Below are 12283 nucleotides of genomic sequence, written 5' to 3' on the forward strand. Positions count from 1 at the left end.
TCACAATCAATACTGGTATAAAAAAGCAATAAAAAGACAATAAAAAAGGAGCACAAGGCTCCTTTCGTTTAAATATGTATAAACAGCTTATTTTGTCATTTCAGCGATATTTAAGCGCCATGTGTCTGGGCCTGTTTGGTGAGCATTAATACCTTCAGCATCAACAGCCACAGTTACAGGCATATCTTCTACATCAAATTCATAAATTGCTTCCATGCCTAGATCAGCAAAAGCGACTACGCGTGCTTTTTTAATGGCTTTTGCAACAAGGTATGCAGCACCACCTACCGCCATTAAATACACGGTTTTATGCTGCTTAATCGATTCAATCGTTGCGGGCCCACGCTCAGCTTTACCAATCATACCTATCAGACCAGTTTCACCTAGCATCATTTCAGTAAACTTATCCATTCTCGTTGATGTTGTTGGTCCTGCTGGACCGACGACTTCATCACGTACAGCATCAACAGGACCAACGTAATAAATAAAACGATTGGTAAAATCAACACCTTCAGGTAAACCTTCACCATTAGCGAGCATTTCTTGAATACGTTTATGTGCCGCATCACGACCTGTTAGGATCTTACCTGATAGCAATACAGTTTCACCTGAACGCCATTCTTGCACTTCGGTCTTGGTAACATTATCAAGGTTAACACGGCGAACATTATCACCCACATCCCATGTTACTTGCGGCCAATCACTGAGTTTTGGTGGCGTTAATTCTGCAGGTCCATTGCCATCTAATGTAAAATGTATGTGCCGGGTTGCCGCACAATTAGGGATCATGCACACAGGCTTAGAGGCTGCATGGGTTGGGGCGCTTTTTATTTTAACGTCAAGCACTGTCGTTAAACCACCTAAACCTTGAGCACCAATACCCAACCGATTAACACGATCATAAATATCTAACCGCAATGCTTCTTCTGTTGTTTTTGCACCACGTTGCTGCAATTCATGAATATCCACCGCTTCCATCAATGATTCTTTCGCAAGAACCGCGGCTTTTTCTGCAGTGCCACCAATACCAATACCTAACATCCCCGGAGGACACCAACCAGCCCCCATCAGTGGTACTGTTTTTTCTACCCACTCGGCAACATCATCAGAAGGATTAAGCATCACCATTTTGGTTTTATTTTCTGAACCTCCCCCTTTAGCAGCAATTTGAATCTCAACCTTATTACCTGCCACCATCTCAACATGTACCACGGCTGGAGCATTATCTTGAGTGTTTTTACGTGCACCTGCAGGATCGGCAACCACAGAGGCTCGCAATGGGTTATCAGCATTGGTATAGGCTTGACGCACCCCTTCATCGATCATCTGTTGTACTGTTAAGTCACTGTCCCATTGCACATTCATGCCAATTTTCACAAAACAGGTAACAATGCCCGTATCTTGACAGATAGGTCGACGACCTTCTGCTGACATACGGGAGTTAATTAAAATCTGGGCAATAGCGTCTTTTGCTGCTTGGCTTTGTTCTTTGTTATACGCTTTTTCTAATGCTTTAATAAAATCTAAAGGATGGTAGTAAGAAATATATTGTAAAGCATCGGCCACGCTACTGATTACATCTTCTTTACGGATGATAGTCATAATTACCCTCGTTAAGTATTATCATTCCATGGCGCCCTATAAAATCTTCCAAATTGTAGGGTATTGAACAACAAAATAGCGTTGTACAATCTTGGGCGTCTTTCGCCGAATATGATACTCTTGCCCATAACATTGCGCTATGCGCCAATCAAACCCTTGTCACAAAAAAGAAAATGATTTGTAAATCACATCCAGAATTAAGCATTACCTCATTGCCCTACTCAAAAGATGCCGCACTTTCATGGTTTACACCATTATCGGGATTACCTTGGGCAATGATATTACGTTCAGCAGCAGAAGCGCACCCAGATAATCGTTATGATATTTTAGTTGCTGATCCTTTAGCCACAATTGAATCACAATCTGATACAACTTATATTAAGTTTTCAAATGGTGACCAACGTAGTACAACCGATGATCCATTTGCGGTTATTCATGCGCTACAACATGAGTTATTACCGCCACTTAGCACAGAATTAGACTTACCATTTCTTGGCGGTACACTGGGATATTTCAGTTATGATTTAGGCCGTCGCGTAGAAAAAATTGCTACAACGGCACATCATGATATTCACTTACCAGAAATGGCTGTTGGTATTTATGATTGGGCTCTCATTATTGATCATAAATTACAGCAAATATGGCTTATCGAACCTAAAAATAGCCACCGCTTAGTATGGCTAAACCAACAACGTTCACAAGCAATAACACTACAAACTAATAACCAAAATAAGACATTCAAATTAACATCTTCATGGTCATCTAATATGACTAAAGAGGATTACTGCAACAAATTTAACACTATCCAATCTTATTTATTATCGGGCGATTGCTATCAAATTAATCTGGCTCAACGATTTAAGGCCAGCTATCAAGGTGATGAATGGCAAGCTTATTGCCGCTTAGATACAGCGAATGGTGCACCATTTTCTAGTTTTATTAGAACAAGTAATAGCGCAATTCTTTCTGTTTCACCTGAACGATTTTTACAGTTAAAACAAGATAATATAGAAACAAAACCGATTAAAGGCACTCGTCCACGGGCGAAAGAAATCAATGAAGATAATGCCAACGCGCAAGCACTTCAACAAGCCCCTAAAGATCGTGCAGAAAATGTAATGATCGTTGATTTATTGCGCAATGATATTGGTCGTGTTGCAACACCTGGTAGTGTTCGTGTGCCCGCTTTATTTGCTATTGAAAGTTTTCCCGCAGTACACCACTTAGTGAGCACAGTAACAGGTAAATTAGCCAGTCATTACTCAGCAACAGACTTATTACGGGCTTGTTTCCCTGGCGGATCAATAACTGGAGCGCCAAAAGTAAGAGCAATGGAGATTATTGAAGAGTTAGAGCCTCATCGACGTAGTATCTATTGTGGCAGCATTGGCTATATCAGTCGTTGCGGCACCATGGATACCAATATTGCAATTAGAACACTTGTCGCCTACCAACATAATTTATATGCATGGGCTGGTGGTGGTATCGTTGCAGACAGTAATGCTGAGAGTGAATATCAAGAAACTCTCGACAAATTAAGTAAAATTCTGCCAACCTTATAATAACGCTAAATAATAGTGCAAGAAGTGTAATGGAGGCTTTAATGGGTGAACATCAGCAGATTTTAACGCGTTTCCTTATGGCACCAAGTCAGCAGTATGACGCCAGCCATAAGCGTAGAATTAATCGTCATTTTAACGATGATACCTCTTTCAAACCTGCTGCCGTTCTGATCCCATTAGTTCCAAGAGAACATGGCTTTAATGTGGTATTAACTCGTCGTGCCGAACATTTAAAACACCATCCGGGGCAAATAGCGTTTCCGGGTGGACGTTTTGAAACCCAAGATCATGATCTTATCACCACCGCATTACGTGAAACATTTGAAGAAACAGGTATTATTTGCCAACGTAATAACGTCATCGGTCAATTAACACCACTCGCCACGACCAGTGGCTATATAGTGACGCCTTTTATTTCAACAATTAGCAATGATTATTGTCCCAAACCCGATCCGGGGGAGGTCGATGCTATCTTTGAAGTTCCTCTTAATTACCTGCTTAATCCCAATAATATCCGCTCACATCAGTTCCACCTTCGAGGTGAATCCCACCGAGTTTATGCCATTCCTTATCACAATTATTCTATTTGGGGCGCAACTGCACAGATGATTAAACTATTATCCAACCAAATATGGGAAGATAAAAAATAACCAAATAGATGTTTTTTTCTAATCTTACAAGCCTATTTTTGTGACTCAGATCTGATTTATTTGTATCACAAAAACTTCGTATTACAGAACGAGATCTTTATCCTTGTTTTCCCCCTGTAAATAGCGACAATGCGCCCGTTCCTATATTCCGTTCCGTTCCCTTTTATTGGATATCATAGTATGCAAAATACATCGACAGCGTCAGCAACAGGTGCGACAAAAACCAGATGGACCTATAAAGATTTCACATGGGCTCTTTCTTTGTTTGGTACTGCGGTAGGTGCCGGTGTTCTATTCTTACCCATTAAAGCAGGCGCGGGCGGTTTCTGGCCATTAGTTATTTTGGCTCTTATTGCAGCACCAATGACATGGTTTGCGCATAAAGGCTTAGCACGTTTTGTACTATCATCAAAAAATCCTAATGCAGATATTACTGATACGGTAGAAGAACATTATGGTAAAACAGGTGCTAACTTAATCACCTTTGCCTACTTCTTTGCTATCTACCCTATCGTTTTAATTTATGGTGTTGGTATTACGAACACTGTCGATTCATTCATGGTTAATCAACTAGGTATGGAATCAATGCCTCGCTGGCTACTATCAGGCGTATTAATTTCACTGATGACAGCTGGTGTAGTATTTGGTAAAGAGCTGATGCTAAAAGCAACATCAGCGATGGTTTACCCATTAGTTATTATTCTACTTATTCTTTCTGTGTACCTAATTCCTGATTGGAACATGTCAATGGTACAAACAGAAGCAGATTGGTCTGCAATGCCAACAATTATCTGGCTAGCTATTCCAATCATCGTATTCTCATTTAACCACAGCCCGATTATCAGCCAGTTTGCTAAAGAACAACGTCGTACTTACGGTGATGAAGCAGTTAAGAAAACTGACATGATCACTGGTGGTGCAGCGATGATGCTAATGGGCTTTGTTATGTTCTTCGTATTCTCAGTTGTTCTTTCAATGACACCTGAGCAACTAAATATGGCAAAAGAGCAAAATATTTCAGTATTGTCATACTTAGCTAACGTAAAAGATTCACCAGCGATTTCTTACTTAGGTCCACTAGTTGCATTTGCAGCTATTACTTCAAGCTACTTTGGTCACTTCCTTGGTGCACACGAAGGTCTTGTTGGCTTAACTAAATCTCGTTCAAAGATGCCAGTTGCTAAAATTGAAAAAATCTCTTTAGCTTTCATTGTGATCACAACGTGGATTGTCGCAATTATTAACCCAAGTATTCTAGGTATGATTGAAACAATGGGTGCACCAATGATTGCAGGTATTTTGTTCTTACTACCAGTTGTCGCAATGCAAACAGTACCGGCAATGGCTAAATACAAAACATCAGTATTTGCTCGTGTCTTCACTGTTTTATGTGGTATCGCAGCAATTACATCTGTCATTTATGGCGCATTTTAATATAACTATTAAAAATGTGATGATTGCGAATAATTAATCGTATAAAAGCAAAAATATGTGCTAGTACTCATGGTGTTTGCTAGCACAAATAACGTAAAATAGACAATACTTAAGAGTAAAGATGTTTACCATCCTTACTCTTTTAGTTTAAGTGCGCTCGCCAAGGAAGGAGCGAGGATATCAACGAATAACAGTCTTTACCGAAGGCAAGAACCGCCTTCTCTCGACTGAGGTAATAACATGATCAGTATTTTCGATATATTCAAAATTGGTGTAGGCCCTTCAAGTTCACACACTGTTGGTCCAATGAAAGCAGGTAAAGAGTTCATCGATGACTTGCGTGCATTAGGTAAATTACGTGACGTGACTAAAATTACCGTTGATGTTTACGGTTCTTTATCGCTTACAGGTAAAGGCCACCACACTGATATTGCTATCATTATGGGCCTTGCTGGAAATTCACCTGAACATGTTGATATTGATAGCATTCCTGGGTTTATCTCGCGCGTAGAAGAAACAGAACGCCTTCCTGTTGGCATGCATTGCCATACTGTTGATTTCCCACGCGATGGCGGTATGAACTTCCATACAACGAACCTATCTCTTCATGAGAATGGCATGTCAATTCATGCTTGGCAGGATGATAACGTCATTTTTTCTAAAACTTACTACTCTATCGGTGGTGGGTTTATTGTTGATGAAGAAAACTTTGGTAAAGAACAAACAAATACCGTTGATGTTCCTTATCCGTTCTCTTATGCATCAGAATTGCTAGAACAATGTAGCGAACATGGCCTTTCAATTAGCGCACTTGTTATGGCTAATGAGCGAACAATGAATGCAGAAGATGAAATTAGCACATACTTCGCTAACATTTGGAAAACCATGCGTGAGTGTATGGAACACGGTATGAATGAGGAAGGTATTCTTCCTGGACCACTACGTGTTCCTCGTCGTGCAGCGGCATTACGCCAACAACTGATTACAACAGAAAAGCTAAACAATGATCCAATGACCGTTGTTGATTGGGTTAATATGTATGCGTTTGCAGTTAATGAAGAAAACGCAGCGGGTGGCCGAGTAGTAACCGCTCCTACCAATGGTGCATGTGGCATTATTCCTGCCGTGTTAGCTTACTACGACAAATTTGTACAAACAGTTGGACCAAAAGAATACACTCGTTACTTTGCCGCATCTGGTGCTATTGGTGGTCTATACAAGCGTAATGCTTCTATTTCTGGTGCAGAAGTAGGTTGTCAAGGTGAAGTGGGTGTTGCCTGTTCAATGGCTGCAGCTGGCTTAGCTGAACTGATGGGTGGAAGCCCTGAGCAAGTTTGTATGGCTGCAGAAATTGCCATGGAGCACAACCTAGGTCTAACCTGTGATCCAGTTGCAGGCCAAGTACAAGTTCCTTGTATTGAACGTAACGGTATTGCAGCAGTAAAAGCAATTAACGCAACTCGTATGGCCCTTCGTCGTTCATCTGCACCACGAGTATCACTCGATAAAGTTATTGAAACGATGCTTGAAACAGGCAAAGACATGAACGCTAAATACCGAGAAACCTCACAAGGTGGCTTGGCTATTAAAGTTATTTGCTAATCGAAAATACAGATTTAGCTCAATTAAACAAAAAACTATCTTCGGATAGTTTTTTTTGTTTTACGCTCAAAATTCTTATCTAAAACAACAAATATATACAACGTGATGCATTATTAATCACCTTGCAACACCCTTGCGTTTAGATATATGTTCATAATGCATCAATATAACTATTAGTCTTATTCATTAGTTCCTATATGACTAATTGTATCTATTTTTTCCTTTCTTTTAGTCCTATACTAAAATATGTGTACTCATTATTATTAATGCAGTGTAAGCATGGATGCGTATATCGCCCTTTACATCATTGATGTACGATATGTAATGAAGGATTTATTCCCTTTATAGAGAAGCAATATAGCTATGAAATATAAGCGTATCCTCTCGCAGAGCCATGTTGTTCTGAAAGAGTTTTATGTCGATCATCATTTAATTGTGAAGTTATCAAATGCAGAAGGTAATATTCACATTAACGGTCATGTTATAGATATAAAAAATAATAGCATCTTAGTTATACCCAAATTTAGTCATATTTCTTGCTCAATTAATCAATTAAACAATCAAGAAAATATTGAACTACAAATATTAATGATCAATGAAGAGTCAATAACTGAAGCCTTTAAATATATTAGTGCCCTTAAACAACCAACTGTAGTAACTTCAAATTGCTCACCTATTTATCTTATTGATTCATCTGAAATTGTTGAGCAAAATTTTGCATTATTTAATCAGCTATTGCCAAGCATTAGTGGATCAACAATGGAGCAAACTTTGCTGAGCCAATGCTTAGTTTTTATTTTAATCGCACTGAATAATACTGGCCTTGATGTTTTCAATGTTTATCGATTTAATTACGATGAACCGAAAGAGCGTACGATTGCACGGTTAATCACCCAAGATCCTCAACGTAAATGGAGTGTTGATGATATGGCAAAAGCCCTCTTTACAACCCAATCAACATTACGTCGCCATTTAGCAAAAGAAGGTGTTTCATTTAGCCAACTATTATTAGATGTTCGAATGGGATTAGCACTTAACTTTTTAACCTTCTCCAATTATTCAATATCACAAATAGGTAATCGGTCAGGGTTCGGCAGTGCTGCTTATTTTTGTGATGCATTTAAACGCAAATATAATGTAACCCCATCTCAATTTAGAACCACCTCAAGGAAAGAAAATGATATGAATACTGATGGTTGCTTTACCTGTAAAGAGCATGCTGAGTATTTACCAGAAATATGCCATTAACCATGGTGGTGCAATTGAGACCTCGTCAATACGGGGTTTTTTACATACGACAAAAAGCAGGCAAAAAAAAGCCCCGCTCAATAAGCAGGGCTAATCTTAAAAATTTATATATTATGCTGTAACTTGTTGCAACTCACGATCTTTAGGAGCAACACCTACTGGCAAAATCACACGACCGTACTCTGCATTTAACACTTGTGCCATCGCAAAATAAATCGCACTTAAACCACAGAAAATACCTTCAATACCAGCAATAAAACCAATTGTTTCGCTACCAGTAAAATCACGTGCTGCAAGTAAGAAGAATAAAATAGTTAGAGAACCAAAAACAACTTGCTTAGCTGGCGGGTAACGTAAAGAACCAACAAACATAAAGGCTGTAAATACACCCCACAGTAATAAGTACCATGCCATAAATGGTGCTGGGCTCGCTGCAAAGCCAAGTTTTGGTAAGATCAATAAACCCACTAAAGATAACCAAAATAAGCCATAAGATGTAAATGCAGTCGTACCGAAAGTATCCCCTCGCTTAAAGCACATCATACCCACTAAAACTTGTCCTAAACCACCATAGAAGATACCCATAGCAAGAATCATAGAGTCTAAAGGAAAATATCCAGCATTATGAATATTTAATAAAACAGTCGTCATACCAAAGCCCATTAGACCTAATGGTGCTGGATTAGCAAGTTTTGTAGACATCTTTTTCCCCTACAGGATTTTCAACAAAAGTAATAAAGCTTCAAAAATGTGTGCGCATATTTATGCGCGGGGAATTCTAATGTAAGCAGCGATATAGATCAACGCTTATATTATGAAAAACAGTATCTAAATTAAAAGATGCTGTTAAAGCATAATATTAACAAAATTAGCTTACTCATAATAACCTCATCAAGATATCGGCTGTTATTAAATTAAGAAAAATCTCTTGTTTTTTTGTTTTTACAAAGAAACAATCAAGCAAATAATTGATTTTAAACGAATTAATAATTAAACATACATTTCATTATGTCTATTCTCTCTTGTCAGTTATTTAGTATGGAAAGTTTGAAAATTAAGAAATATAACTGAAATATCGATTTTTCACACAGGAATAACCAAAAAAAAAGCAACCTAAGTCACTTTTTCATACAGAACAACTAAAAATTAATATAACTACAAATAATCATTTATTGCATATTGTTTAAGAGTTGCAATAACAAGAACAAACTTGCTCTAAAATCGTTACTAACCGCTGCTGGTTTAAAGGTAATGGATTTCCCTTAATGGCATTTGTTCGTAATGCATCTTCAGCAACGTCTTCAAACATGGTATTGCACAAACCGTAGTCGGATAATAGCGGTAATTGTAATTTTGTCAGCATACTATCAACCCATTGCACGCTATCCTCAATATTAGCGTCATTATTCATCGTTAATATAACGGCCAATTTGCGATACCGGGCCAGCACATCACTACGGCCTAATTCTGTTGCGACTGTAATATTTTCACTCATTACATAAGGCGATAGCCGAGCCGTAATCAGTCCATGTGGAGCATTTAAACGCCCACTTAATGCTGATGCTAACCCATGCGCTGCGCCCAATTTAGCATTAGATCGTGCCATGCCCCCTAGCATTGCCGCAAAAGCCATATCACTTCGAGAGGAATAATGATCCTCTTTACAAGCTGGCAATATTGATACTGCTATGCGCCTTAATCCTTCTTCACAAATCATATCGGTTAATGGATTAGGCTCACCACAAACATAAGCTTCCATTAAGTGAGTAAATGCATCCATGCCACAATATCCAGATAAAACCATGTCCATGCCATAGGTTAATGTTGGATCGATAATGGCTAAATCAGGAAATAATTCGACATTACTTAGGTTCACTTTTACTTGTTCTTGTGCCGATTGTAATACAGCACTTTTACTGACTTCTGCACCAGTACCTGCAGTCGTTGGAATAGCAATAAATGGTAATGATTTGACTTGTAGTGGAACATTACGTCCAACAACATCGACATAATCATAAACGCTACCTTGATTAGGAATTAATGCCGCCAATGATTTAGCAACGTCAAGCACACTTCCCCCTCCAATACCAATCACCATATCAGGACCAAAAGTACGCCCCATTGCCGCTAATTCCTCCATCATTGCAATTAAGGGTTCACCTTTAATCACTAATCGCTGATAACGCATATTTTGTTGTTTAAAATAATGCTCTAATGGCAATGAACGGTGCTGATCTTGACCGGTAACCAATAACACACTGTAACCAAATTGATTAAATAGCGATAAAGAATCATGCAAAGCACCTTCACCAAAAACAATCCGTGTTGAAGTCATAAACTGAAACATAGTTATTTATCTCACCCTAAATGATGTTTATTCCATGAAAACCTTGTTCATGCTTTTATTCGCCCATTTTTACCAAGGTTCATTAATAAGCGACATAAAATTAGATTCAGCTAGATTGATAAATTAAATATTGATTACAAACAAATTTTTATACGTTTCAATAACTACAGCATCAAGATCAATACTGACTCACACTTAACATTCATCACTACAATAAAACCTATGTAGTAAAAGTAACTTATTATCGTAATAGAAGCGTAATAGTCCCTCGATAGTCTGCATAACGTTCAAAGGCAATGAAGCCATATAATAATTTATGAGGAATGAACCATGAAAAATGCAGCAGTGGTCGCAACTATCTTCACCTGTCTATTTACTGGAACAACAACCGCCGCCACTATTTACGATAATAACAATACCAATATTGAACTTGGCGGTAGAGCTGAGCCCCGTTTTAACTTATCAAAAGAAAATAAAGGTGATAATAATGAGAGTAATGAATTTAAAGATAAAAGCCGTGCTCGTTTAGTATTAAAAGGAAGATCTCTTATTAATGATAATGAGCAACTTTTTGCCTTTGGTAAATATGAAGTTGAAATTTCAGACAATAAAAACAGCACTATCAATACCCGTTATCTTTATGCTGGACTCGATACTGCAGTGGGTGCAATTTCTTACGGTAAACAGGATTCAGCACAAGTTCTACTGACCGATTACACTGATATCTTATCGACTTTTGGTGGGAATGCGGTTGACCTTGTTGATGGTAATAAAGATAAACGAGAAAACAATCTATTATACGTTGGTGAATTTAATAATATTGCCGTTGCCACTAATTATATCGCCGAAAATAATAACAACCTAAAAGACAGCGATAGCTATGGTATCGCTGCACAATATCAGTTTCCATTTGGATTAAATATCGGTGCTGGTTACGTTAATGGTAATGATGGGGCTAATATAGATGCTCGCCAATTTAACCTCGCCATGAGCTATCAATTCAACGACATTTATACTGCAGCCACCTATGCTAATGGTAAACATGGTGATACTACGTTAAGTAGCTATGAATTAGCTGCCGCTTATATCTTTGATCAGTTTACTGCGCGAGGTGTTTATAACTTTCAACAATCGGAACAGAATAATACCACCACCGATAATGTAAATTATTTTGCTCTAGAGGGTATGTATAAATTCAATAAATCTTTGCGCACTTATATTGGCTATAAATTCCAACAACTCGATAAGAAGGATGACGAATTACAAGTAGGTATTCGCTACGACTTTTAACTTAATTTATACTATTTCAGCCAGATTCAATATCTGGCTTTTTCTTTTATTCGAATATTTTAAGCTACACTCGTTATATCGCTTTTATCTATTGGTTTAACAGAAAAAACCCACTTCCGCTATTGCCAAAGCCGCGTTATAGTAACAACAAATTATGCAGGAGAAATTTATGTTCGTTGTTATTTTTGGTCGTCCAGGTTGCCCATTTTGTGTTCGCGCAAAAGAATTAGCAGAAAAAATTAAAGAAGAACGCGACGATTTTAACTTCCGTTACGTTGATATCCAAGCTGAAGGTATCAGTAAAGCTGATTTAGAAAAAACAGTGGGTAAACCCGTTGAAACTGTACCTCAAATTTTTGTTGATCAAGATCACATTGGTGGTTGTACGGAATTTGAAGCTTATGCAAAAGAACATAATCTTCTTTATAAATAATTATGACTTTTGATTAACAATAAAGGGCTGATATATTCAGCCTTTTTTATAATTTAACTATTATTTTTCATTATTAAAACACTATTTTTTAACGTACGCCTCTCCTTTAAATTAA

10 protein-coding genes are annotated in these 12283 nt (G+C 38.0%); 7 read left to right on the forward strand and 3 right to left on the reverse strand.

The annotated features are described in order from the left end of the window. Positions 1-87: 87 nt before the first annotated feature. The gene (locus OC457_RS08845) at positions 88-1602 is read right to left on the reverse strand and encodes a fumarate hydratase (RefSeq protein ID WP_080173191.1); all 1515 of its coding nucleotides are present in this window, start codon (positions 1600-1602) and stop codon (positions 88-90) included. A gap of 173 nt (positions 1603-1775) precedes the next feature. Here OC457_RS08845 and pabB point away from each other — a divergent pair, with 173 nt between their 5' ends. From pabB to OC457_RS08870, 5 genes are all read left to right on the forward strand, one after another. Beyond that, positions 1776-3164, forward strand: coding sequence for an aminodeoxychorismate synthase component 1 (gene pabB / locus OC457_RS08850; protein ID WP_080173190.1), 1389 nt, complete (start codon positions 1776-1778; stop codon positions 3162-3164). Between the two features lie 41 nt (positions 3165-3205). Beyond that, entirely contained in the window at positions 3206-3814 is a 609-nt protein-coding gene (locus tag OC457_RS08855; protein WP_080173189.1) for a CoA pyrophosphatase, read from the forward strand. Positions 3815-3994: 180 nt separating this feature from the next. Next, positions 3995-5248 carry an aromatic amino acid transport family protein gene (locus OC457_RS08860; RefSeq protein WP_080173188.1) on the forward strand — a complete coding sequence of 418 codons (1254 nt, stop codon included), beginning with the start codon at positions 3995-3997 and terminating at the stop codon, positions 5246-5248. A gap of 240 nt (positions 5249-5488) precedes the next feature. After that, positions 5489-6850, forward strand: coding sequence for an L-serine ammonia-lyase (locus OC457_RS08865; RefSeq protein WP_080173187.1), 1362 nt, complete (start codon positions 5489-5491; stop codon positions 6848-6850). 363 nt (positions 6851-7213) lie between these two features. After that, positions 7214-8098 (forward strand): helix-turn-helix transcriptional regulator, encoded by an 885-nt coding sequence (locus OC457_RS08870; RefSeq protein ID WP_080173186.1) that lies wholly within the window; start codon positions 7214-7216, stop codon positions 8096-8098. Positions 8099-8209: 111 nt separating this feature from the next. Here OC457_RS08870 and OC457_RS08875 read toward each other — a convergent pair whose 3' ends face one another. Beyond that, positions 8210-8800: an acetate uptake transporter gene (locus OC457_RS08875; RefSeq protein ID WP_080173185.1), complete on the reverse strand. Its 591-nt coding sequence runs from the start codon at positions 8798-8800 to the stop codon at positions 8210-8212. Positions 8801-9281: 481 nt separating this feature from the next. Then, positions 9282-10445 carry an iron-containing alcohol dehydrogenase gene (locus OC457_RS08880; protein WP_080173184.1) on the reverse strand — a complete coding sequence of 388 codons (1164 nt, stop codon included), beginning with the start codon at positions 10443-10445 and terminating at the stop codon, positions 9282-9284. A gap of 330 nt (positions 10446-10775) precedes the next feature. Here OC457_RS08880 and OC457_RS08885 point away from each other — a divergent pair, with 330 nt between their 5' ends. Both OC457_RS08885 and OC457_RS08890 read left to right on the forward strand, forming a co-directional pair. Next, entirely contained in the window at positions 10776-11735 is a 960-nt protein-coding gene (locus tag OC457_RS08885; protein WP_080173183.1) for a porin, read from the forward strand. A gap of 169 nt (positions 11736-11904) precedes the next feature. Beyond that, positions 11905-12168, forward strand: coding sequence for a GrxA family glutaredoxin (locus OC457_RS08890; protein ID WP_080173182.1), 264 nt, complete (start codon positions 11905-11907; stop codon positions 12166-12168). Positions 12169-12283 lie beyond the last annotated feature (115 nt).

Source organism: Photobacterium toruni, from assembly GCF_024529955.1.
GTDB classification, from domain to species: domain Bacteria; phylum Pseudomonadota; class Gammaproteobacteria; order Enterobacterales; family Vibrionaceae; genus Photobacterium; species Photobacterium toruni.

Excerpts from the sequence above, each read along its gene's own strand:
- OC457_RS08845 (WP_080173191.1), bottom strand. The coding sequence starts at position 1,602 with ATGACTATCATCCGTAAAGAAGATGTAATCAGTAGCGTGGCCGATGCT.
- pabB (WP_080173190.1), top strand. The coding sequence starts at position 1,776 with ATGATTTGTAAATCACATCCAGAATTAAGCATTACCTCATTGCCCTAC.
- OC457_RS08855 (WP_080173189.1), top strand. The coding sequence starts at position 3,206 with ATGGGTGAACATCAGCAGATTTTAACGCGTTTCCTTATGGCACCAAGT.
- OC457_RS08860 (WP_080173188.1), top strand. The coding sequence starts at position 3,995 with ATGCAAAATACATCGACAGCGTCAGCAACAGGTGCGACAAAAACCAGA.
- OC457_RS08865 (WP_080173187.1), top strand. The coding sequence starts at position 5,489 with ATGATCAGTATTTTCGATATATTCAAAATTGGTGTAGGCCCTTCAAGT.
- OC457_RS08870 (WP_080173186.1), top strand. The coding sequence starts at position 7,214 with ATGAAATATAAGCGTATCCTCTCGCAGAGCCATGTTGTTCTGAAAGAG.
- OC457_RS08875 (WP_080173185.1), bottom strand. The coding sequence starts at position 8,800 with ATGTCTACAAAACTTGCTAATCCAGCACCATTAGGTCTAATGGGCTTT.
- OC457_RS08880 (WP_080173184.1), bottom strand. The coding sequence starts at position 10,445 with ATGTTTCAGTTTATGACTTCAACACGGATTGTTTTTGGTGAAGGTGCT.
- OC457_RS08885 (WP_080173183.1), top strand. The coding sequence starts at position 10,776 with ATGAAAAATGCAGCAGTGGTCGCAACTATCTTCACCTGTCTATTTACT.
- OC457_RS08890 (WP_080173182.1), top strand. The coding sequence starts at position 11,905 with ATGTTCGTTGTTATTTTTGGTCGTCCAGGTTGCCCATTTTGTGTTCGC.